This is a genomic window from Mariniflexile sp. AS56 (genome assembly GCF_030552475.1).
GTDB lineage: Bacteria > Bacteroidota > Bacteroidia > Flavobacteriales > Flavobacteriaceae > Mariniflexile.
Genome location: NZ_JAUPED010000006.1, coordinates 52,901 through 78,695, shown reverse-complemented (window position 1 = coordinate 78,695; position 25,795 = coordinate 52,901). Strand labels below are relative to the sequence as shown.

Here is a 25,795-nt window from a genome sequence, read left to right as displayed (position 1 = left end):
CTTAATTATTATTTTCGTTTTCCTAGTTGAATTATTGAATTACAAACTTTACAGTTTTAGACGTCTGATTCACAAAAATGCTCAAGAAATAAATACCTTCTTCATATTTTTGGGTATCGATGTAAAGTGTATTCGTATCGACATGCATAGCTGGTTTCGCCAATTGCTGCCCTAATTGATTCACTATTTGAACTTGTGGTTCCCCTTGGATGCCACTTGAATCTAAAGCAATATTAAGAGTATCCCCTTTTTTTACCGGATTGGGATACGCTAATAGCTTAGCATCATTTATGCGTAAATCATTAACTCCCAAACTTTCTGCTGTTTTAAGTGCTTGAGACATAAAATTGACCATTTCAATTAAAACATCTTCATAAGCTGGTTTTCCGGGGTTAAAAAAGGCATGAACTTCACCTGGGTATATTACTGCCGTGGCATCGCCTCCATTCGTATTAATAGCGTCTGCAAAAAGCGTACTTTGAGTATGGGATATGGTTGTATCTGCATCACCATGCATCATGATCGTTGCTGGTGGATTGGTTTTAAGTTGAAAAATAGGTGAGTTAGCCTCTTCACTTGGCACATTTTGCTTGTACCAATTGCCTGTACCAAAATCACCTGCATCATTTACAAAATCATAAATTCCATTAAATCCAATAAACCCAATAACATTAGGAAGCCTTTGCGATGCTAAGGCTGCTAAAGGTGTTCCCGCAGACCCTCCACTAAAAAAGACTTTAGTCATATCAAAATTATAGGCATCTGCATTATCTAAAGCCCATTGGTATGCGGTAGCTACATCTTCCATTGCCAAAGTAAAAGTTCCGCTAGAACCTGAACATCTATATGCAATTCCTAAAGTCGCAATCCCTAAATTTTCAGCTAAATATTCTCCATGAGGAGAATAAGCCCCTGCAGATGCAGCGGCGGTTCCTCCTGACCAACCGCCACCGTGTACCCAAATATGCACAGGCATTTTATGAGTTCTATTGGTTGGTAAGTTTAATTTCATTCCTAAGGTGTGCCCTTCTTGAGGAAAATCCACCGTTGCTATGGATGTTAGTACTATATTTTCTGAAACACCATAATCTTCATCTGTTTCTACTATGAAATTGTATTTTGATCCTTTAGATAAATCGATGGCAATACCATCAGTCGATTTTAGTCCTTCTTGTATTTGCAAAGACACTAATACATTCGCTGGCCAATTTTGATCTGGTGAAAAAGTAAGTGTGTTAGAAGGTGATAAACTCCATGTTCCAGTCGCTTCCACATCACTTTTATCAACATAAATTTTTGGTAATACAGAAGTAGCATCTACATTTTGACTAAAGTTTATTACAATATCAGATGTGGCAGGCAACCCAGTACGGTTAGCTGGCAACACATCTGCCACTGAAAATTCTGCTGTAACAAGTTCTGGGTATTCTGTGGCTAATCGCGTGTATTCATCTTCAAATAGAGTCGTAGAAAGTGCGCCATCAAACATGGTTAATTCTACAACCTCTGTGTGGTTGTATGTTTGTGCTCCAGCTACTTCTTCAAAAATATTAAATTTAAGATTTTCATTAGGGTTAGCACGCATGTTGTTAGTGATAGTGCCTGACGTTATTAGAGGAGAAGTGCTATCAAAATATTGATAATTCCCTAAAGCATCCATCGTAAAACCAAAAAAGAAATAACTATTTTCAGTTATTTGATTAGTCCCTAAAGTTACCCGTGTATAATTTGGTCGTGCATAGTCAAAACCAATGGTGCCATCTTGCAGCCTTACAAACCTAATGCCATAGCAACTAGAAAACCCTCCACTCATATCATAGTTTCCTAATAAGCCCGCAGGTTTATTCGTTGTTAAATTCTCTGTTTTGCCCACATAAAAAACACTGTAAGCGTTATCTGAAATAGAAGTATTTGAACCTTCAAGTTCTAGAAACGAGCCGTCTCTATTAAATAGAACTGTTGTTTTTCCTGGGTAGGTTTCTTGTGATTCTTCGGCACCAAGATTTGTATTACTTTGTGTGGCATCTCCATAGCCTACAATTTGGTTTTCCCATTTAATTACCGAGCCTAAATTATCGGTTACAATTCCGGTAGCATTCTGTAATGACAAGACTTTAGTTTGACTGAATAAACTTGAAGTACATAGCAAGAATAAACAGGTACATTGTAAAATATGTTTCATTATTAGTTGGTTTAGTTATTATCGTTTTTAAAATAGTTTTTTATCTGCCTTTAATTATTAAGGCGCTTTCTTAGTGCTATTTCCCTCGTGGTTAAAGGAAATTCTTTATGCTCTGTCCTAATCTTTTTAAGTAATGTGAGCATTTCGTTTAATTTATCTTGTTCTTGCAAAGCAAGGTTTTTGGTTTCCCCTATATCAGTAGAAAGATTGTATAACTCTGGTTTTCCTTCAAGTTTCCAAACCAATTTCCAATCGTTTTTACGAATGGCTTGAATAGGTCCTTGTTTTTCGTTGAACTCCCAGTATAGATAGTCATGCTTTTTTTGTTTCTTTTGATTTCCCATCAATTCTGGTACTAAAGAAATTCCGTTTATGTCGTTATGAGTAGGTGTCACTCCAACCAATTCACAAACGGTTGGTAAGAAATCCCAAAAAGCAGAGATGTGACTGCTTTTAGAACCCGGAGCAATTTTACCGGGATACTTAACTATAAACGGGATACGTATTCCGCCATCATATAAATCTCTTTTCCCTCCTTTTAATGCGCCGTTGCTATTAAAGAATTTATCATATCTTTCATATTCAGGCCCATTATCACTTGTAAAGAAAATAATGGTGTTATCTTCAATTCCTAGAGCCTTTAGTTTCTCAAATAAGCGCCCTAAATCTCTATCCATTCGAGAGACCATACCAGCATATGCGGTATTTCCTTCTTCATCATTTTTATAATGGCCTGTGGTATTCATTTTTCGTTTAGGCCATCCTAATTTTTGATAAGGTTCTTTGGAATCTTTAGGAACCGTTAATTCTAAATGAGGAATTGTTAGTGCTAAGTACAGAAAAAACGGATGGTTCTTTTCCTTTTCCACATAAGCCAATGCCTCGTTTACAAAAACATCGTGTGTGTATTTACCTTGTTTTAAGGCGTACTTATTATCCTTTAAAATAAAAGCATCATTATTACGGTATAATGTATCCCAGTAATAATGATGTGCATGACGGTGTTCTTTGTACCCTAAAAAATAATCAAAACCATGTTCCGATGGCATATTCTCATTAGTAACACCTTCAGAAAGCCCCCATTTCCCAATGATAGCTGTTTTATATCCCACTTTTTTAAGCTCGGTAGCAACTGTAATTTCATTCCGTTGAAGGTTCACAGGGTTACCACTTTCCGTCCAAATAGGATTCCCTCTCACACTGGCATGACCTTGATCATAACCTGTTAGTAAACTGGCACGGGAAGGCATACACACCGTAGAACCGGCATAATGATTGGTAAAAATCATACCCTCAGAGGCCATTTTATCTAGATGCGGCGTTTTAATTTTTGTTTGTCCATAACTGCCCAAATCGCCATACCCCAAATCATCGGCCATAATGAAAATGATATTGGGTTTTTCTTGGTTTTTCTGAAATGCCATCACCTTAGTATTGAAACAGCATGCAAGGATACCGATGCTTATAAGGTTTCTGATTTTAGCCATTTGCTTGTGCGTTTTCTTGGAGTAAAGTTTAACTTCCTTTTATTTTATTGTTTTAATCTTTCGAAAATTTGAACCATGTCTTCCAATTTCTCAGGGTTCGATTTGGCTAAATTAGTTTCTTGACCAAGGTCTTCCTTCAAATTAAATAATTGGTATTGTAATGAAACCCCTGTTTCCGTTCCTACTTTTTTATTCATAGGACTGCCTTTGTATGGCGGAATCATAATCCAATCACCGCTTCTTAAAGCGGTATTCGAATTTGCTTCAATAATTAAATGACCGCGTCCTTTTTCTGCTTCACCTAATAAAGCATTCAATATATTTTCACTGTCTGTTGTTTTATCTTCAACACCTACAAGACTCCCTAAAGAGGCTAACAAATCTATTTGACACACTAAAGCATCAGACACATTTGGCTTGATGTGATTTTTCCAATAGGTAATAAAAGGAACACGAGTACCTGCTTCAAACAAGCTGTATTTACCACCACGTAAACCTCCTTTTGGGTCATGATTTCCTAGTTTCTCTACAGCATCATCATAATACCCATCATTTAAAACAGGGCCATTATCACTAGAAAACACAATCAATGTATTTTCTAAAACACCTTCTGCCTCTAAAGTTTTCATGAATTCACCAATACACCAATCGGCTTCTAAAATAACATCGCCTCTTGGGCCCATTCCAGATTTACCTACAAAACGCGGATGTGGCGTTCTTGGTACATGCGGTTGTTGCATGGCGTAATACAGAAAGAACGGTTTCTCTTTATGTGTCTTCACATAATTTTGAGCTTTCACTAAAAAATGATCAGCCATATCTACGTCACTCCATTTTGCTGCTTCACCACCTTTCATATAACCAATTCTTGGAATTCCGTTTACAATACTATTGTTATGACCGTGATGCCATGTCATTGTTTGCATTTCCGGATTAGAAATAGCGGTAGGTTCGCCTTCAAAATTCTTTTTATAGTTAACTTCTATAGGATCGTTTTTATCTAGATTAACTACATTTCCATTTTCAATATACACAGTTGGCACTCGATCCTGTGTAGCTGCTAGAATATAAGACACATCAAAACCTACTTCATTCGGGCTTGGTTTAATAGTTTCATTCCAGTTTACATCACCAGAACCCAAACCTAAATGCCATTTCCCGATAATACCTGTTTGATACCCCGCTTTAGATAGTAATTTTGGTAAAGTTTGCTGTTGCACATCTATTAACAAAGGGGCATCTCCTGGTAATATTTTAGCATCTTTATTTTTCCACGGATACATTCCGGTTAACAGCGCATACCTACTTGGTGTACAAGTGGCAGAAGTTGCATAACCATTCGTGAATTTCACACCTCCAGTTGCCAAAGCATCGATATTAGGAGTGTGAAGTTCTGTAGCTCCATAGCAACTTAAGTCGCCATATCCCAAATCGTCCAGATATATAACAACTATGTTTGGTTTTTGGAAATCGCCCTCCACATTTGCCGTTGCATTTTGAACTTTACTCTTACAGCTCATGTTTAAAACCATTAAGGCAATGCCAAAAAGGAATACAGGTAATTTTATTTTTTTCATATTAACTAACTATTTAAATATTCTTTACACAGAAATTGTTGGACCGTTCTTTTTTCAATTAAAAAAAATAAAAATGAACTTCCCTTTTTTTTAATTCACACAATTATTTAGTGCCAAGTGTATTACACTTCAAATTTAAGTTGTTTAATGAAATTTAATTTCTCAATTAAGGGGGTGATATGTTACTTATTAAGTGCGTTTTCCGTTGAAAAACCTTTATTCAATGATTAAATCCTCTTTAAAAATTTACCACGGTACTTTTCAAAACTCATTTTAAAGGTTTATAACTTTTATTTTATGTCGACATTAGCACTTAAAAGAAAGAAGCTGTATAATGTTGCAAACACCTCTTTTTAGGCGTTTGTGCTCAGGCTTTTATATGTTTGCAACATTTGTGGGTAGTAATTGATAAGCAAAGGCGCATTTAAGTTGATATATTTGAAATCTATTATACATTATAAAACCTACCCAAAACACATGGGTTTTGAATAAAAATTCAACTACTAATTATAAAATAAAAGTATGCTTAACTACAAAGGGAATTGTAAAACAAAAAGTATCACAAACTTGATTCTGTTTTTAAGTCTATGTCTAACACTCACTGGATTTCATGTTCAAGGACAAACTAATATCGAGCGACTAAATTTCAATGCGAATTGGAAATTTGTACAAGAAGATGTTGCCGGTGCCGAACAAATGGCATTTGATGATGCTTCCTGGAGAACTTTAAATTTACCACACGATTGGAGCATTGAAGGCGCGTATGACGAAAGCAACCCTATGGGCGCACAATGCGGCTATTTACCTGCTGGTTTTGGATGGTACAGAAAAACAATTACTGTTCCTCAAACTTGGAAAGGAAACCATATTGAAATTGCTTTTGATGGTGTATTTATGAATAGTACCGTTTGGGCAAATGGTAAAGAATTAGGTGCCAGACCTTATGGATGGATTTCTTTTGCATATGATATTAGTGAACTAGCTCAAAATTCTGAGACGATAACATTTGCTGTTCGCGTTGATAATGATAAGCAACCATCAGCACGTTGGTACACTGGAAGTGGTATTTATGCAAACACATGGATTGACGTAAAGAACAAAGCCCGTATTTCCAGAGATGGGATTTTTATTAGAACTGAAGGGAACAAAATTCTTATTGAAACACAACTAGTTAGTAATAATGATAAACGCAAAAACGCAAAACTAATCACTTCAATTATTGATAAAAATGGTCTTGTAGTAGCGACTACAAAAGATAAAACAAAGCTAGATAAAGAAGCTGTAATTAAAACCGAATTAGACATCAATACCCCCAATCGTTGGTCTACTGAAACACCTTACTTATATACTTTAAAAACCGAATTACGAATAGGCAACAAGGTGGTAGACCTAGTTGAAACCAAATTTGGTATTCGAGATGTGGAGTGGAAACCAGAAACTGGCATGTGGTTAAACGGTAAAAACGTAAAATTACAAGGTGTATGTAACCATCAAGATGCTGGCGCTTTAGGTGCTGCGGTACCTTACAAAATACTGCGTTTTAGAATTCAGCAATTAAAAGATATGGGCGTGAATGCGATTCGAACTGCTCACAATCCACAAACACCCGATTTTTACGACATCTGTGATGAATTAGGCATGTTGGTTATGGATGAGATTTTTGATGGTTGGATGAAAAAAGCTACTAACGATTATGGCGCACATCATTTCGATACCTGGTGGAAGCAAGATTTAACCGATTGGATAAAAAGAGACAGAAACCACCCATCCATTGTTATTTACAGCGTTGGTAATGAAACACGTGGCGCTATTGGTAAAGATTTGGTTGCAGCTTGCAATGCCTTAGACCCTACCCGACCAGTAACTTCAGGACATTCAGGATCTGAATTCATGAATGTTTTAGGAGTAAACGGAAGCAGCGAAAAGAAAGGTTTTCTAGAAAATTTAGAAAAAAACCAAGAAGGCAAAGTCTTTATAGGTACAGAAAACACCCATACTTGGCAAGTTAGAGGCTATTACAGAACAAAAACATGGTTTCGAGATGGCTTCCCTAATAAAAACCAAAGACCTTATGCCATTGCAGACTTAACCGAAAAAGAAGTTTTTACACACGATTGGGTAGCGGAAGCAGACAGAGAAAACAGAAAACAAATTTTCAACTCCAGTTATGATAACGCCACGGTACGTGTTTCTTCACGATTAAACATTGCGCAACTAAGAGATATTCCGGCGTATGCAGGCTCTTTCCGTTGGACGGGTCATGATTATATTGGCGAAGCAGGTTATGTACACGGAGGTTGGCCTTTTAGAGCCTTCATGGGAGGTGCTATCGATTTAGCTAATTTTGAAAAAGATTTATTCTATTTATATCAAAGTCAATGGACTAGCAAGCCAATGGTGCATATTTTACCACATTGGACACATCCAAAAGTGGCTTTAGGTACTGAAATTCCTGTGTGGGTTTATTCCAATTGTGATGAAGTGGAGCTATTTTTCAATAATACATCCTTAGGAAAACAAACGCCAGGAACAGCATGGGAAACCATGCAATGCCAATGGATGGTGCCTTGGAAACCAGGAACCTTAAAAGCTGTTGGTTATAAAGCTGGGAAAGCAATTTCAGAAGAAATAATAAAAACAGCAAAGCAACCTTCTAAAATTAAATTATCAGTAGATGGTGAATCGTTAGGAAATATAACGGATGATATTGTGCAAGTTCGTGTTACCACTACAGATGCCCATGGAACCTTTTATCCATATGGAGAAAACAGAACCTATTTTAATGTCATTGGAGCAGGTAAAATAAAAGCCTTAGATAATGGAAGTCCTGTGGATGTAGAACAACATGTAGGTCCTAACCATAGAAAAGCTTTTTACGGCTTAACGCGTGCTTACATTACGTCTACAAACCCAGCAGAACCTATTAATCTATTGGCGAGTTGTATTTTGGGAGAAAAGAAGTTAATTACTTCTAACCAAGTGAGCATCGATATTAATATTATCAATTTAAGAGGCGCAAAAATCAATCCTAAAATAGATATTTATTACACTACAAATGGAGACACTCCAACCCAGCAATCTGCCATTTATACAGAAGCTTTTCAAATTAACTTGGAAACAACTGTAAAAGCGTTAATCGTTGTTGATGGGAAGCCTATACAAGTTTTAGAGGAAACTTTTGGACAAAACGAAGGTTTTACATGGAATGAAACCCTAGCGTCTCAAGGGCAAATAGGAGATCAAGCTGAAGATGCCACTATTAAAAATGCACAAATAGCATCAAAAGGAGAAGGTTTTAATGGTAGTGGCTATGTTAGCATGGATCAAAAAGGCGCTTCCATCTCTTGGTATCAAGAAAATGATGGTGGTGCGGGTAATGCCGATTTATATATTCGTTATAGTTCAAAAACAGCAAGCAAATCTGGGACCCATATTAAAGTTATAGTGAATGGACAGATAGTAAGTAGCGAACTATTTTTACCCAATACAGCAACCAAGGGAAGTACTTGGAATCAAGTAAAAGCACCTATTAAAATAGATCGTGGTGCGAACACTATAACCATAGAAACCTTAAATAACAGCGGTCTTTTTATAGATGAAATTGCTGTAAAATAACCAAATTGAATACAGCAAAGCTTTTTTTTAGGAAACACATCGTAAACCTAAGTTCTTTACATTTTGAGTGCTTTTCATACAGGAATTAACATTTCTGTAACATTTGAACCCCTTAATTGAGAAACCCTAAACGATTAAACCTGCTAATTTTGTAGAAGTAATATCTTAACACTGATTTTTTACTCGTAGGATTAAATAAAACTTAAAACCAAAACTAAAAACTAATTAAATTATGAAATTATGAAGTTAAAAATACTTACACTCTTTCTATGTTGTTTTAGTCTCGTCTCTGCATGGTCACAAACCGTGGTCTCAGGAACAGTCACAGACGAAACGACCATGCCTCTTGCAGGTGTTAATATTATAGTAAAAGGTACATCAACCGGTGCCGTAACAGATTTTGATGGAAATTATACATTGAACGTTAAACAGGGAGCCGTTCTTATATATTCTTATGTAGGTTTCGAAGATCTACAAATTACTATTAAATCTCAAAAGAAGCTAGATGTTGTAATGAAAGAAAACGCTTCTGCTTTAGACGAAATTGTAATTGTAGGTTACGGTAGTCAAAAGAAAGAAAGTGTTTTAGGAGCTATTAATCAAGTTAAAGGAACCGAACTATTAGAAACTGGTTCTGCCAACATAACCAATGCCCTTAGTGGTCTATCACCTGGACTTAACATTGTTCAAAGTAGTGGACAACCTGGAGCAGATGATGGTCAAATATTTATTCGTGGAAATGCAAACCCACTAATTTTAGTAGATGGTGTCGAAATTGTAGGTGGATTTTCAAACATAGACCCAAGAGACGTGGAAAGTATTAGTACACTTAAAGATGGTGCTGCAACAGCAGTTTACGGTATTAGAGGTGCTAATGGTGTTATTATTATAACAACGAAGCGTGGAAAAATAGGTAGGCCTAAAGTAAGTTTTACTAGTGAATTTGCTGTAAAACTATACCCAGATACGTATGATTCTTTAGATGCTTATACTGCTGAGAGTTTACGTAATGTAGGGGTTTATAATGATGCTGCTTTTGATAGTGGTTTTTCTTCGCAAACTGATTTGAACCATTGGAGAGATGGCGATTTACCATACATCTACCCCGATACAGATTGGATTGATTACACCACAAAAGATTACGTAACAAGTTCGAATCAATCGGTCTCTGTAAGAGGTGGTACTGATTTCGTAAAATATTATGCTTCTGCTGGATATTTACAAGAAGGTGATATTACCCATTCACAACAGTTTTTTAACTTCGATCCTGAGTATAAATTTAAAAGATACTCTTTTCGTGGAAATTTAGATTTCACCCTATCTAAAACAACCAAATTAAAAACCAGTATTAGTAACCGTGTTGAAGACCAGAATAAGGCTGGCGGAAGCGGTAACTTTTTAGGCTTATATACATTATCCCCTGGAGGAAGCGTACCTTTTTACCCAGAATCGGTATTAGAGCAATACCCAGACCCGCTTTATCCCGGATTAGTAGAAAAAAGATTCCCAATTAGTGGTACTGTAGGTAACAACTTGAGTGGATCTTCTAATGTGTTGAACACTGTCTTTTCTATGGATTTCCAATTAGAACAAGAATTGGATTTTGTTACAAAAGGTTTGTCTTTTATTGGTAAGTATAACTTTATAAGTAATTACGAAACAACGAGCACCATTTCATTTGATTCATCAGTAGAATCACGACTAGATCGCTATGATTTATTACGTGATGGTACATGGGATTCTTTTGAAGGTAGAGATTATGAGCGCCCATTCGACTTTAATTTAGGTGACGAAAACATTACAAGTACTCAAGAAATAACCTATCAAAAAGCACAATTAGATTATAAGCGTTCTTTTGGAAAACATAATGTTACAGGTTTAGCTGCTTTTAGCCGTAATAAGAGAATTAACAATACGCAATTCCCTTATTTTGAAGAAGTTTGGGTGAGCAGAGCGACCTATGATTATGATACACGTTATTTTTTCGAGTTAAATGGCTCGTATAATGGCGATGAAACTTTCGCAAGAGGTTCTCGTTTTAAGTTTTTCCCATCTTACTCTGTAGGTATCAATTTAGCTAAAGAAAAATTTGTAAAAAAGGCCATTCCTGCTATCAATAACTTTAAAATTAGATATTCTCATGGTACAACTGGTACCAAAAGTGGCTTGGGTAACAACCGCTGGCAATATTTAAGTTTCTATGATTCTTCAAGACCAAGAGAAACATGGAGATATAACTTTGGTGAAGGTGACACAGACCGTCTGTTCCCTATCTCTGAATCTCAAATAGGTAACGAACTATTAACATGGTCTACTGTTACAAAACAAAATTTAGGTATTGAATTCGGTTTTTTTAATAATAAAATATCAGGAGAAGTTGAATTTTTCAAAGACCAAAGAGATGGTTTGATTAACAGACCTTCGGCTACAATTCCAGCTTACTTTGGTTCTAACGCCAGTCTTCCTTTTGCTAACCTAGGAGCATCAGAGAGTCATGGTTACGAAGCCACACTAACTTATAAAAACAAAACACCAGGAGGCTTTAAATATTCTGCAACCGCCGTTTATGGTTTCTATGAAAACCGTATTCTCTCAAGTCCTGCAGATGGACCTGGGACGCCAGAATACACAAAAATAGCAGGTAAACCAGCTGGGGCCTCGGCTTTATTACAAACAGATGGCTATTTTCAAAATATTGACGAACTAGTAAACTACCCATATTATGCTGGTAACCCTGGATTGGGAGATTATAGATATATAGATTATAACGCCAATGGAACTGTAATTGGAAATAATTTAGAAGATATGATTCGTTTCGATTTACCAGATGCACCTCAACACAGTTATAGTTTAAAACTTAACTGGTCTTATAAAAGATGGTCTATGAGTACCTTAATTAACGGTATCGAAGGCCATAAAGGGCTTGTTAATGGAAGTTTAGCCTACGCACTACCAGGTGGAGAATCCGTTGGACGTTTTGGCCAATTAGATTATTGGACACCAACCAATACTGATGCGAGTTATCCAGCATTACACGTAGGGCTGGACAACCCTAATTTAGCCGCAGCAACAACAGCAAGAATTGTGAGTTTAGACTATATTAAATTACGAAACGTATACATTGGCTATGATTTTAATATGGACAACAGTAACAGTCTAAACAATTTAAGATTATATCTTAGTGGCACAAACCTACTTACCTTTTCAGACTTGAAATATGCCGATCCTGAAGGTAATTCACCGGGTTCTTACCCTATACTACAAAGAATTAACCTAGGTTTAAATATGAGCTTTTAAAAATTAAAACTATGAAAACAACAAAATATACATTCATTTTAATCTTTGTTAGTCTATTTTTCAGCTGTGAAGATTATTTAGAAAAAGTCCAAGATTTCGAAGGATTAGACCAAGACGATGTTTTTAGCGATATTCGTTTGGCTAAAAGATTTTTAGATGGTGCTTATACCAGTTTAATATCGGAAGTAAGTGCAAAATCCAACAATCCAGATGTACTCCCAGCCATGACCATGGCAGGAGAAGGCTACCCTGGAAGAATGAATAACAATGTGCCAGAAAGGTACCAGTCTTATGCAAATTCAGACTATTTAACCTTAATGAACCTTAATGGTGATGTAGGTCAAGGTCAAACACCAAATTTTGTTTCCAGGTATTTTGAATCTTGGAGAGGTATTAGAACCGTAAACAGTTTTCTTGCAAACAGTGACAAAATAATAAACGCTACTGAAGCCGAGGTTAATGAGTTAAAAGGGCAAGCTTATTTTCTAAGAGCTTATTTTTACCATCTAATGACGAAGCGTCACGGAGGTCTTCTTTATTTAAAGGAAAACTTAAACCTTAATAACCCATTTGATCAAGAAAGAGAAACCTACGAAAGTAATTTAGCAAATATGCTAGAAGATTTAGATGTTGCCATAAGTTTACTTCCTGTAAGTTGGACTGCAGAGAATTTAGGTCGCCCAACAAGAGGTGCCGCTTACGCCTTAAAGTCTAGAGTAACATTATTCGGAGCCAGCCCTTTAGTAAACACAGCTAATAGCCAACAAGCATGGGTAGATGCCGCAGCAGCAGCTTCAAACCTTATTAATTTCGCTAATGATAATGGATTATACACGCTTGCTAGTGCGCCTAATGCCAATAGCATAGATGTTGATCACGAAGGCGCCGATCTTTTTGAGCCAGAACCAGAAGCATTACAGCCTTACAGAAGCATGTTTGTAGGCCCTGGGAAATCTAAAACATTACCTCCAGAAGTTATTTTCATGGAAGTAAACGATTTTACTGCTGGTGGTGGTGGTACCTTAGTGCCTCTACCTAGAACCTATTTAACAACTGGTTTTGACATCGCAAAAGGAAATAACAACCCGATGAACATAGGTGCCTTAGCTAATTTTGTCGCCAAATTTGAAACAAAAAACGGTTTGGCTATTGAGAATGATCCTTCATACAATCCACAAGAACCTTTTATAAACAGAGATCCTAGATTCTACAATGCCATTTTATTTGATGGTGTGCCATGGACGGTAACATCCTCAAATGCAACAAATAGATCTGGCTTTGCCGATTTAGCAATTGTGAACGAACAAGGAAACCTTGGATTAGATATTCACGATCCCAATACGCCAAATAATAGACTATGGCAGGTTAAAAATAAAACGGGATACCGGATTAGAAAATGGATTCCTAATGGTTATTTTTTAACCCAAGGGTGGAAAGGTCAATTAGATTATTATGCCAATAATATTTTGTTCAGAATGGGTGAAGTGTATTTAAATTATGCAGAAGCAGTGAACGAAGCTTATGGACCAACAGGTACCGCTCCTGGAGCTAACCTAACAGCGATCGAGGCCATTAATATGATACGAAATAGAGTAGGCATGCCAAATGTACACGCTTCTTATACAGGCTCTAAAGAAAGCTTTAGAGAGCGTATTAGAAATGAACGTGCCATTGAACTGTGTTTTGAAGGTTTTAGATATGATGATATAAGAAGATGGAAAGTAGCACATTTAGATGAAAATTTAAAAGTTGAATTTTTAGAAATGCGCTGGCAAGGTGGAACATCTGCTCTATACCCTACTGGTTTTAGTTTTGAAAATGTAGAACAAAATGATCTTAGAAAAACATTTTCTGACAAGAACTATTGGTGGCCAATTCCTAGTTCAGAAATTGAAGCTGTACCAACATTTAGACAAACAGAGGGGTGGTAAACAAACGAATTCAAAAACGTGAGATTCCACAAACTAAAAATTATAAAATCAAACAAATGAAACTAACCATAACAGAATTGAAAATTTTTATTTTCTGCTTACTAAATGCGGTAGTTATTAATATTGGTGTGGCTCAAAATACACCTCTAACTAATTTGGCAGCACAAGATTCGCTCCAAACAACTAGTAAAGACGAGATGTTGACAACACCTTTTGGGGTTTTCAATTTAAGTAATTCAACAGGGGCCGTATTTAGAGTCTCTGGTGATGACCTTCGTAAAACACCTGGTGATAACTTATCTGAAGCCCTAAGAGGACGCGTACCAGGATTAAAAATTATAAGACAAACAAATACACCTGGTGCCGATGGTGGGTATACCTATACATTAAACGGAGGTACGCCTTATGTGTTAATTGATGGCCAACCTAGAGGTTTACAAGTAGATTTAAGAGAAGTTGAAGAAGTATTAGTACTTAGTGATGGTACTTTTAATTCTTTGTTAGGAAACTTAGGTGATAACGGACTTATTTACGTGATTACCAAAGGAGGTAAAATAGGAAAACCTACTATAGAGGTTAACTATCAAAGAGGTCTTAATACCACAACACGCTTACCTAAGCTGTTATCAGCTTCAGAGTACGCAACAGTTATAAACCAAGCTGCGAGCAATGATGGTTTAGGCGCTATTTATAGCCCTGAAGCAATTGCTGCCTATAGCAACGGTTCAGACCCTATAAACTTTCCTAATGTAAACAGACAGGATACTTTTCTGGAAGATTCGTCTCCATCTAATTTTGCATCGTTTAATTTTTATGGTGGTGAAGAAAATGTATCATACAGTGCATTCCTAGGGTATTCCGATTGGAAAGGTATTGAGAAAATTGGTGACCCTATTAAAGGAAGAAACCTTACTTTCAGAACCAAAATAAACACTAAAATTAATAACTTATTAACAACACATGCCAGTGTTTATGGAAAGTTTGGAGAAGATGACAGACCCGTACTTAATGCTGATGCTATGTTTAATTGGATTACTTCAACACCAGCAAACGCTTTCCCTTTAAAAGTGGGTGATTCTGCCTATGTAGTAAGTAACCAGTTCAACACAAACTTATTATCTGAATTAGAAAACGGAGGAACTAGAACAGATTATACAGCCAATATGGTTTTCGATTTAGGCTTAGATTTCGATTTTAAAGACTATGTACCAGGACTTAAGTATAGTACGTATGTGATGATGCGAACGTATAATGCGCACTCGCTTATAACAAACAATACACCAGCTTTATATACCCTAGAAAACTTACAAGATGAAGCTGGACTAGATTCATTAGCCTTAAATTTGTACAAACAAGAATCGATAGACCTTAACGTAGGTAGATCGAATGCAGCTATTCAAAGAAACTTTGCTTACGGTGGTAACTTTAACTACTTTAAGGACATGAATGACGCTTCATTAAACTTAAATTTCAGTCATCTCTTGTATTACCAACCTAATAGAGAATCTACACAACCAGATAAACGTAACCTAACCTTTAATTTAAATGGATCGTTTGCGTTATTAGATAAATATGTTGTTTACGCCAACTTAAACTCTAGCAGTAGTTCTAAGTTTATTGGTCACAATAGAACCAACCTATTCCCTACCCTTGGTTTTTCTTGGATCGCATCCAATGAAAACTTCTTAAAGGATAGTAAAACGGTCGATTATTTAAAATTCAGAACCTCTTTTGGACAGGTAGGAACAGAATATACAGCTTCTACATTCTATTATTTAGACACATGGGGTGGTGGTAGAAATAATGGCACCATTTTTCTAGGTACTGGAAATAATTCACAAGATGAATTTGGATACAGACAAGCGACTACAGGTAACGAAGATATCGACTGGGTAGTTTACAATCAAATGTTTGCTGGTTTTGAATTAAGTATGTTCAAAAAGTTGAAATTAGATATTAATTACTTTAGTATTGATATTCAAGATCAATTAACAAAGGCCAGTCAACTTTATGCAAGTGCTTTAGGAGATGATGTGTATTTACCTCAATTAAACTTTACCCAAAGAAGTAATAAAGGTTTTAATTCAAACATTACTTTTAGTGATAGTTTTGATACTTTTAAATATTACGTAAGTGTAAACGCAGGTTATAATAAGATTACCGGCGAAAAAATTGCAGAAGTACCTTACCCAGATCAATACAGATTACAACAAGGTCAAGCGGAAGATAACATTATTGGTTACGTAAGTGATGGTCTTTTTACGGCAGATAATATAGGTTCTGCCCTACCTCAATTTGGAGATGTAAAAGTAGGCGACGTTAGGTACGTAGACCAAAATGGAGATAATGTTATTGATGTAAGAGACCAACGCGCTATTGGTAATAACACACCACGATTTAACTATGGTATTAATGTGGGTGTTGCCTTTAAAGGCTTCAACTTAGATGTTGTAGGTATGGGAGTTTCCGGTTATGATATTAACCTTAACAATTACGCTTATTTTAAACATGGTGGTTTAGGCAACTACTTCGGAAGCGTAAATAGCGATCTTCCAAATGGTAACGCCAACCCAAGGTTAAGTACTATTAGTAGTATTAATAATTATAAAAATTCTGACTATTGGTTGGTAGATGGTAGTTTCTTTAGAATATCTAATTTAGAATTAGGTTATACCTTACCACAATCAATCATTGGCAACGGACCATTTGCAGACGTGAAGTTATTTTTAAGAGGAAGTAATTTAGCATTATTTAGTAAAATGAACGATTTAGATCCAGAAGATCCTAGATCTGGAATTTATGAATACCCTATGATGAGAACGTTTGTTTTAGGTGCTTCTTTAGATTTTTAATAAGTAAATGTTAAAAAAAAAACACAAAAAGATGAAATTAACTAATAAAATATTAACCATTATAGTCTTGGGATTAAGCTTTTCAGGATGTAGTAGTTTTTTAGAAGACGAAATTCAATACACCCAAGAGGAAGAAATAACATCTTCAGGATTACGCTCAAGAGGTCTTATTGAAGATGTATATACCGATTATTCTTTTGATTATTTCAGAGATTTTTCAATTGAATATCTAACAGATAACGGCGTTTTAAATTCACAAGAAACAGCCCTAGTAACCAGTTATTGGGGACCTACAGATAACCCTTACGGCTATGTTTGGCAACAATCCTACGATAATATCAGACAAGTGTATCAATATATTGAATTAGTACACGATAAAGGTTTACCGTATTTACCATCTGAAGCAAGCTCAGATTTGAACGATATCGTAATAAGCAGATACTACGGCGAAGCACACTTTTTAAAAGCTTTTGCTGAATGGGAATTACTAAAAGTATTTGGTGGTCCTGATGAAAATGGCACCATGCTTGGCTTTCCTATTATAGATGGAATTTTAGAGAATGAAGCCTATGCCTCTATAGCTAGAAACACCTATGCAGAATGTGTAACTCAAATTATGGAAGATTTAGATGTAGCCATCGAAAATTTACCACTTACCTATTCTGGTAATGAAAACAACAACCCAGGGTATAGTGATCAAGAAATTGGTAGAGCAAGTGGTTTAGCTGCTTATGCACTAAAAGCAAAAGTAGCTTTAATGGCTGCAAGTCCTGCTTTTAACCCAACAAACGATACTACTAAATGGGAATTAGCTGCAAGTTTAGCACATGAGGTTATTGTGAAAAATGGCGGATTAAAATCATTACAATCATTCGATTTTAGTAGAGAAGACAATCCAGACCATATTTGGAGAATGCGTAATTCAAGAAACAACAATAGTCTTGAAAACAGATTATACCCTCCAACCTTATACGGTCAAGGAGAAGTTAACCCTTCTCAAAACTTAATCGAAGCTTTTCCAGCATCTAATGGATACCCTATTAGTGCTGCCAATAGTACTTACGATGCTACCACACCATACGTTTCTAGAGATAATAGATTCTATAAATTCGTTTTCTATAATGGAGACCAATGTTTTACATCTGCGACTTGTACCGATTACAACCCTATAGAAACTTTTCAAGGTGGATTAGATACTTATGGAGGTTTTATCCCTAACGAAGGCACAAGAACTGGTTATTACTTAAAAAAATATCTAAATAACTTAAATTTTGACCCATCGGCCATAGACCCTATCACGAACCAACCTAAAGTGTATGTACAATTAGGTTTAACAGAAATTTATTTAGCCTATGCCGAAGCTTTAAACGAAGCTTATGGACCTGATGTAACACCTGCTGGATATAATTTTTCTGCAAAAGACGCTTTAGCGAGAGTAAGACAAAGAGCCGGATTATTTTTTGATCCTTATCTAGATGAAGTATCTACTACTCAATCAGATTTTAGAACCCTTCTAAAAAATGAAAGACGTATTGAACTTTGTTTTACTGGCGAACGTTTTCATGATTTAAGACGCTGGAAAGATATCATTAACACAGAAAATGTAAAAGGTGTTAAGATTACTAAAAACACCGACGATACTTTTTCTTATGAAAATGTAGATGTAGAAAGAAGAGTGTTTGAAGCTAAAAACTATTATTTACCATTACCATATGCCGAGTTATTATTAAACAAAAACTTGAAACAAAACCAAGGATGGTAAAAAATTTAAATATAAAGATTATGAAAAACAATAAATTAAAACATATTACCATGCTAGTGGTACTTGTAGTAGGGTTCCTTGCTACATCTTGTTCTTACGACGATTTTGTTGATAATGAATTTGAGTTTACCTCTGTTTATTTACCTAAACCACAAATTGACCGTACTTTTATAATGGGAGAAGGTCTGCAAATTGGTGTAGGTGTTGTATTAGGTGGAAGACTGTCCAATACAGAAAATGTAGAAGTTACATTTTCATTAGATGATGCTTTAGTAACCGATGCTGGTCGTACGGTATTGCCACAAAGCCACTATACCTTGGTTGATGCCGATGGAAACCCTGCAAATAACAAAATTATTATACCAGCAGGAAAAGTGCAAGGATTTGTTTATGTAAAAGCAGATTCTATTAACTTTCTTGCAGACGATGTGTCCTTAGGAAATAACTACGCACTAGGGTTTAAATTAGATAATGTAGTGAAAGCAGATTCGATTTTATCAAATTACAAATCGTCTGTAATCACGTTCTCATACATCAACCAACTATATGGTAATTATGTTCAAACTGGGCAAGTTGTAAAAACAGAAGGTGCTGCAGAAGAAACCATTGTATACCCTGGTGGCATTACAGATGTTTTAGAATTATCTATGGTAGCTCCAAATACAGTTAGCTGTAGTGGTTTGGCCGATTTAAGAGGCTCAGACAAACGAATGAACCTTGTGATAGCTGATGACAACACAATAACAATTGAAAGCATCTCTGGAGCTGTACCAGTTGTAGATGATGGTGGTTCGTTCTATGATCCTACTACACGAAAGGTTACTATTAACTATTCCTTCGATTTTAACGGAGCAAGCTATAAAGCAACGGATGTTTTAGACTTTAGAAATAGAATTGTAGACGGTGTTAATCAATTTGATTTATAGTAAAAAAGTTTTACGCAAAAAAAAGTCTCTTAAAAGTTTAAACTTTTAAGAGACTTTTTTTTTATCCAATAACGAGCTAAATAGAAGTTATTATGTTTATTAAAGTGCTTTGATGAACAAACGAGTCGTTTTATAAACAAATGCGCTTTAAGCGCCTTAAAAACCGGGCACAAGCCCAGTATTAACTCTTACATTAAGTATAAAAGAGGCTTGAATTAATTCTGGAGTTCGAGGCCATGTCCCCAATGTTTCATCTCTAATATCTAAATTATCGAACTTAAATGGATATAGCGCTTTATTATTCCCTGGTAAAGGCATCTCTTCACCTATGTACATCTCTTTATAATCTTCTCTAGACGAATGGGGTTTCTTTATTACCAACTACATAGTTATTTAAATAGTTCATAACTGTATCTGAAAACATATTGGTTGAATAACCTTTGTTTACAGGTTCACTTAGCTTACCATCACTACCCAAACTTCTCATGGACGTATTATAATGGTCGGCCATACGCCCTTTTATCATCTGCAAAAATAAATAGCACATTGGTTTTTTGTTTAACCTTCGTCGCTTTTTCTGGTACCATCGCTTGGATTGAAAGTGCACAAAAAACACCCACAATAAATAAAGAACTTCCTAAAAGAAGTTCTTGTATCATTTTATTTTTCATATAACTGTTTACGAATTTAAAATACGTTCCCAGCCTTTAGACTTAATATTTCTACTTTCTTAAGGGATTCATTTTTAATCCAAAAAAAAAGAGCTCCTATTTGAGAAAAATAGGAGCTCTAATTAAAACAACACTGTTATTTTATAGGGATTATTTTATAGGCATACTCCAAATTTTTGGCCTGCACTCTAAACTCCTCATGTGCTAGTCCTTTTTCACTCCAACTGTTATCACCTCCTACTCCAGTTTGCTTGTAGTCGATATTGATGTTTACAAAATCTCTTTTCTTAATATCGGTAGTGTGACGTTGTTGTTTTGATTTTCCAGAATCAAAATCATTATTGTATTGATGGTGTGCACTAAAACCTAATAATTGTTGCCCTTCTATTTTAACACCTTTACCAGAAGTGTTCGTGAAAGTTACCCAACGAACATCTGTTTTATATCCGTTTTCTTGCGGACGAATGTATGGGAAATACAAATCGCCAACCGATGCTTTATAAACACCAACCAATGCCGATGTATTTCTATCATTATAATTTTCATGAGGCCCTCTACCAAACCATTCTACATTTTGGTATTCATTTTTAATGATAACATTATTTCCAAATCGTGGTAAATGAGGTAACGTTTCATCTATATGACTCAACTTATTGGTTACTGTAATTTCCCCAGAAGGGTGAATACTATACTCAATAGTTACATGCCCTTTTACTGCATTTAAATTAAAAACCGTTTGAATTTGAACGGTTCCTTTTAGCTTCTTTGCTTTAGAACGTTTTGAAGTTGAAATTTCTTTTGAATTATTAAAAATTGTAACCGTTTGTAATTCCTGATTATTAGAAGCTTGATTCCAAACATCTAATTTTTCAGGCGATTTTGCACCATAATCATTATCGGTTACAGCACGCCAGAAATTAGGTGTGATACTTTCAACTAAAACATTACCATTTCCGTAATCTAAAGCCGTTAGTTTTCCTGTACTCATATCTACTTTCACTTCAACATTTTCATTTGAAATGGTTGTGATATTATTTTCTGAAATGATAGAAATTTTCTCTTTAGATTCTGAAGAAGTTACATTAAAACGTTCTTTTTCCAATTGAAACTGCTCGTAAGCCACCACATGATTCACAGGCATTAAGTCTGTTTTGGTTTTGTTTAGGGCGTACACATTTAAGTGATATTCTGAAGTTTCATTCGTTAATTTAGGCAAATCAATTTGCACTGTTTTAGTTACGTACGGTGCAATATCTAGTTTTGGTAAATTCCCTTTTGCTATTTCTTTACCGTTTTCTAACAATACCCAGTTAAAGTTATAGTCACTTAAATTCGTGAAATCGTAAATATTCTTAATATCAATTTCACCTTTCTTTAAATTAGAAGCTTTAAACTTAATGTATTGGTATACTTTTTTAACTTCAAATAAAGCGGGATGCGCCGTTCTATCTGGGTTTACAACACCATTTAAACAAAAGTTCACATCATGGCGGTATACATGGCCACCTAAATCGCCACCGTAAGCCCAATAAGCTTCACCTTCTTCATTTTTAGTTAAGATCCCTTGGTCTACCCAATCCCAAATAAAACCACCTTGCATGATATCATACTTCTCAATAACATCCCAATATTTTTGTAAGTTCCCCGTACTATTTCCCATAGCATGTACATACTCACATTGAATTAATGGTCTTGTAGGATTGTTTTCAGCATATTGAATCATTTTATCAATAGTCCAATACATAGGCGCTTGAATATCTGTATTTGCATAATTTGTTGCACCTTCATACTGTGTTGGTCGTGTGGTATCGTTGTCTTTCAACCATTTATAGGTTGCAAAAAAGTTCTCACCATTTCCTGCTTCATTTCCAAGAGACCATGTTACGATAGAAGGGAAATTTTTATCGCGCTCAAACATTCTAATGGTTCTATCCATATGCACAGCTTTCCATTCTGGTAAGTATGCAGGGTGTATGGCTTGTCCTTTTTTATTTTTATCTAAACCTTGATTCGTAGTTCCTAAACCATGCGTTTCTATATTAGCTTCATCTACCACATAAAAACCGTATTTATCACACATTCTATAAAAATGAGGGTCTTTTGGGTAATGACTGCAACGTATGGCATTTAAGTTATTCTGCTTCATCACTTCCAAATCTTTCAAAGTAAGTGCTTCTGAGATGGTATGCCCTTCAGTATCACTATGGTCATGCAGGTTCGCACCTTTCAATAATACAGCCATTCCATTTACTAAAAATTGATTTTTTACAATTTTTATATTTCTGAAACCTACTTTAATAGAGGTTGCTTCTATTGTTGCATCCTTTTTATCTTTTAAATGAACAAGTAATGTGTATAAATTAGGCTGTTCTGCATTCCACGTTTTCACGTTTTTTAATACCTGACTAAAATCGACTTGGTTTCTGCCTTTTTTTAATTTGATGTTTTTGGTTGCTGAATACACTTCTTTATCCCCATCCATTAACTTAACTTCAACAGTGTTATTAAGTTCCTTTTTGGTATTATTATCTACTTGTAAGCTTGCTTTGAATACACCGTCTTTATAGTTGTTTTCCAAATCTGAAGTCACTCTAAAATCACGAACCGTCACTTTATTGGCTGCATATACATACACATCGCGTTCAATTCCACTTAACCTCCAGAAATCTTGATCTTCCATATAACTAGCATCCGACCAACGTAATACTTGAACAGACACGTTGTTTTTTCCAGGTTTCACATAATCTGTGATATTGAATTCGGCGGCCGTTTTACTACCTTCATTATAGCCTACTTTTTGTCCGTTTACCCACACATACATGGCACCACTTACACCTGCAAAATGTAAATAAATGTCTTTACCATCCCAGTTTTCTGAAATATCAAAATCTCTTTTATAACTCCCCACATTGTTCATATTGTGTGGAATGTATGGCGGATTCGCTGGAAATATATAAATACGATTCACATATACAGGAATTCCAAAACCTTTCATTTCCCAGTTTGAAGGCACCTCAATAGTATCCCAACCATTTAAACTGAAATCGTTTTTATAAAAATCTGTTGGTCTTACTGAAACGCTATCTGCAAAATGAAAATTCCATTTTCCGTTTAATGAATTATACATAGAAGAATTTTTCCAACTATCATTCTTTAACGCATCCTTCGTATTGGGATACTTATAAAAAGATGCTGTAGGCTCTTCTCTATTAATCTGAAAAATTTCAGGATTTTCCCATTCAGGATTCTCCCATTTCTCTGCGGAGTAAACGGGTTTTTCTTGTGCCTCTCCACTTAAAAAAACGAAACTAGAAACTAGTAGTGCGTAAACGTATTTATTCATTTATAATAATTATTTATTTTTAATTTAAAGATTCTGCTAACTTAAAAATCAAACTTAGATTCGTTCATAACGAACCTTAAGCGTGCTCAGACAAATTTAACCTAAAATGTAAGTTTATAATTATCATTTAAGGGGTTTAAATGTTGCAATTGTAGGAAACGTAGAATTCTAAAGCCGCAATTGTTTATTTAAAAATTAAATAATTATGAAGAGTATTCGCATTCACGGAAAAACCAATAAAAATTGTTTTGTGGGTACTTGGAAGGTAAAAGGTAGCGTGTCAAAATAACATTTTGACACGCTAAAAGTATTCCCTTAAGAAGTTTTTGAAACTAAATTTAAAGTTAATAAACTTATTTACAAACTAAAACCATATGCCAAACGCAGCATTAACTGGCCTAAGCCATTATCTGCAACGTTATCTTTCACAATGGGGAAATCTTTTAAAAATTCATACCTCACACTCACATCAATATACTTGGTGCCTAAACCTATACTTGGTGCAAAAAGTAAGGAATTATAACTATACTCTTTAGTTGTAGAAAAGGCTCCGCCTAGTTCTCCCATAACATAAAAATTATTACTAAAAATGAATGATTTATATCCCACCTTAACTGGTACATAATTAAAATCAGTACCATTCTTTTTAACAAATAAATTATTATATCCAGCTGTGAAGCAAAGTGAATAAGTTGTCGAAATATTATATTGAAGCCTAACATCTCCCCCGAGGTTAAAACTATATGGATCACTCAAAGGTAATCCTGTATTAACACCTACTCCTAGTTTAAAATTTCTATTATAGGTATCTACCCCTTGTTGTGCTGAAACCAAATTGGTGTAATTGAAAATACAAATTAATACTATAATCTTAATTGTTGCCTTCATGATTAATTTAGAAATTAGTGGTTGCTTTTTTTGAAATAAAATGTGTTACACCATACTGAAATACATAGCCTATTAGTTTTTTGAAAATAGATTGTGATTTTCCAAACAAGACTTTTTTAGACAAATAACCACCAGTTATACTAGCTGCTGTTTTTAACAAATTCTTTTTTAAACCTGGTGATTCTTGGAAATCTTGAAATGTTCCTTTTAATATATTTACAGGTTTAATACTTTCAGAAGTAATTTCGAACTGGACTTTTAAAGCTTCCAACTTTACCTTTCTTTCATGTTCTAAACGAGCTATCGTTCTATCTAATTCTGCATTATGATTTCTATAGGATGCCATCTGGATTAGGTTTAGATTTCTTTGATTTTGACTTCAATAATTTTGCTATAACTAAGTTTGTAATACGTGTTTTTATTATTTTATCTCTGTTATAATTCAAAAAAATAGTTAGTAATAAATATAAACCAGAAACAACTAAAAACCCGAAGTAGTCTTTTCCTAATAGTTCTCCTAGATAAAGACTTAAACTAATGTTTACAAACAAAATAAACATTGCAACACCCATAATTATTACCAATCTAGCCATTAGTGATGAAATAACATCTGCAGCTTTATCAATAGCATAGAGCTTAACTAATTCAATATTAATTTCCACATAATTTTTAGCTTTGTCGAAAAGCAATTCTATGTTTGTTGCAATTGTTTCCATTTTCTTAATTTTATTTATTCATTTGTTCTCTTACAGTCTTTATTTCTTCTTTACCTTGTTCTGCTAAATCTTCTCCTTTAGTTACTACAGAATTGTACTTTTCTGAAACAGTATCTAAAACGTCGTTTAAACCATTCTTAGCCTTATTTTTCACATCACTAGTTTTTTTAGCTATTTTTTTTCTGGTTTCTGTCCCTTTGTCTGGGGCAAATAAAACTCCTAAGGCAGCACCTACAGCTACGCCTCCTATTACACCGATAATTGATTTACTTGTTTTCATTTTCTCTTTTTTTTAAATTAATTTTTCACTTATTAAATATAATTCTAGCAAAAAGCGTAAAACCTTTAAAACTAAAACAGTTCTTAAAGTAACTTTTCAGTTATTTTATATTACAAAGATGGGACACACTTGTAATAAATTTATTATAAAATATTTTGAAAATTTTACAAAATTCCCATTTTAAAGATAATTTATCTTTAAAACTCATATTTAATATAAATATGAATCTCAATAAACTTTATACTATATTTTTCTTATTGTTAAGATT

16 protein-coding genes are annotated in these 25,795 nt (G+C 34.9%); 6 read left to right on the top strand and 10 right to left on the bottom strand.

The genetic code is table 11. The features are described from left to right. Nucleotides 1–31: 31 nt before the first annotated feature. From Q5N74_RS09160 to Q5N74_RS09150, 3 genes are read right to left on the bottom strand one after another with little or no spacing between them, the layout of a single operon-like run. Nucleotides 32–2,182: an alpha/beta hydrolase fold domain-containing protein gene (locus Q5N74_RS09160; RefSeq protein WP_304388484.1), complete on the bottom strand. Its 2,151-nt coding sequence runs from the start codon at nt 2,180–2,182 to the stop codon at nt 32–34. A 50-nt stretch (nt 2,183–2,232) separates the two neighbouring features. Beyond that, entirely contained in the window at nt 2,233–3,669 is a 1,437-nt protein-coding gene (locus Q5N74_RS09155) for an arylsulfatase (RefSeq protein WP_304388483.1), read from the bottom strand. 44 nt (nt 3,670–3,713) lie between these two features. Then, nucleotides 3,714–5,189 carry an arylsulfatase gene (locus Q5N74_RS09150; protein ID WP_304388600.1) on the bottom strand — a complete coding sequence of 492 codons (1,476 nt, stop codon included), beginning with the start codon at nt 5,187–5,189 and terminating at the stop codon, nt 3,714–3,716. A 579-nt stretch (nt 5,190–5,768) separates the two neighbouring features. Here Q5N74_RS09150 and Q5N74_RS09145 point away from each other — a divergent pair. From Q5N74_RS09145 to Q5N74_RS09120, 6 genes are all read left to right on the top strand, one after another. Next, nucleotides 5,769–8,861 carry a glycoside hydrolase family 2 TIM barrel-domain containing protein gene (locus Q5N74_RS09145; RefSeq protein ID WP_304388482.1) on the top strand — a complete coding sequence of 1,031 codons (3,093 nt, stop codon included), beginning with the start codon at nt 5,769–5,771 and terminating at the stop codon, nt 8,859–8,861. A gap of 240 nt (nt 8,862–9,101) precedes the next feature. Next, a complete protein-coding gene (locus tag Q5N74_RS09140; RefSeq protein ID WP_304388481.1) occupies nt 9,102–12,158 on the top strand; it encodes a TonB-dependent receptor in 3,057 nt (1,018 codons plus the stop codon). Nucleotides 12,159–12,169: 11 nt separating this feature from the next. Next, on the top strand, nt 12,170–14,089 hold the full coding sequence (locus Q5N74_RS09135; protein WP_304388480.1) for a RagB/SusD family nutrient uptake outer membrane protein: 1,920 nt from the start codon (nt 12,170–12,172) through the stop codon (nt 14,087–14,089). 56 nt (nt 14,090–14,145) lie between these two features. After that, on the top strand, nt 14,146–16,941 hold the full coding sequence (locus tag Q5N74_RS09130; protein WP_304388479.1) for a SusC/RagA family TonB-linked outer membrane protein: 2,796 nt from the start codon (nt 14,146–14,148) through the stop codon (nt 16,939–16,941). 31 nt (nt 16,942–16,972) lie between these two features. After that, nucleotides 16,973–18,703 (top strand): RagB/SusD family nutrient uptake outer membrane protein, encoded by a 1,731-nt coding sequence (locus tag Q5N74_RS09125; protein ID WP_304388477.1) that lies wholly within the window; start codon nt 16,973–16,975, stop codon nt 18,701–18,703. A 20-nt stretch (nt 18,704–18,723) separates the two neighbouring features. Then, a complete protein-coding gene (locus Q5N74_RS09120) occupies nt 18,724–19,629 on the top strand; it encodes a DUF1735 domain-containing protein (protein ID WP_304388476.1) in 906 nt (301 codons plus the stop codon). A gap of 156 nt (nt 19,630–19,785) precedes the next feature. On the opposite strand, the gene Q5N74_RS09115 is transcribed toward Q5N74_RS09120, so the two are convergent. The 7 genes from Q5N74_RS09115 to Q5N74_RS09085 all read right to left on the bottom strand — a co-directional run bounded on the left by Q5N74_RS09115 (nt 19,786) and on the right by Q5N74_RS09085 (nt 25,527). Further along, a complete protein-coding gene (locus Q5N74_RS09115) occupies nt 19,786–20,010 on the bottom strand; it encodes a hypothetical protein (protein WP_304388475.1) in 225 nt (74 codons plus the stop codon). Further along, the gene (locus Q5N74_RS09110) at nt 19,982–20,176 is read right to left on the bottom strand and encodes a hypothetical protein (protein WP_304388474.1); all 195 of its coding nucleotides are present in this window, start codon (nt 20,174–20,176) and stop codon (nt 19,982–19,984) included. The genes Q5N74_RS09115 and Q5N74_RS09110 overlap by 29 nt, the downstream gene beginning before the upstream one ends. 260 nt (nt 20,177–20,436) lie before the next feature. Then, entirely contained in the window at nt 20,437–23,643 is a 3,207-nt protein-coding gene (locus Q5N74_RS09105) for a glycoside hydrolase family 2 TIM barrel-domain containing protein (protein WP_304388473.1), read from the bottom strand. Nucleotides 23,644–24,000: 357 nt separating this feature from the next. Further along, nucleotides 24,001–24,531: a hypothetical protein gene (locus tag Q5N74_RS09100; RefSeq protein WP_304388472.1), complete on the bottom strand. Its 531-nt coding sequence runs from the start codon at nt 24,529–24,531 to the stop codon at nt 24,001–24,003. Between the two features lie 7 nt (nt 24,532–24,538). Continuing rightward, on the bottom strand, nt 24,539–24,877 hold the full coding sequence (locus Q5N74_RS09095) for a hypothetical protein (RefSeq protein WP_304388471.1): 339 nt from the start codon (nt 24,875–24,877) through the stop codon (nt 24,539–24,541). Continuing rightward, nucleotides 24,864–25,247 (bottom strand): hypothetical protein, encoded by a 384-nt coding sequence (locus Q5N74_RS09090; RefSeq protein WP_304388470.1) that lies wholly within the window; start codon nt 25,245–25,247, stop codon nt 24,864–24,866. Before Q5N74_RS09090 ends, Q5N74_RS09095 begins: the two co-directional genes overlap by 14 nt. Nucleotides 25,248–25,257: 10 nt before the next feature. Further along, nucleotides 25,258–25,527 carry a YtxH domain-containing protein gene (locus Q5N74_RS09085; RefSeq protein ID WP_304388469.1) on the bottom strand — a complete coding sequence of 90 codons (270 nt, stop codon included), beginning with the start codon at nt 25,525–25,527 and terminating at the stop codon, nt 25,258–25,260. Nucleotides 25,528–25,795: the final 268 nt, after the last annotated feature.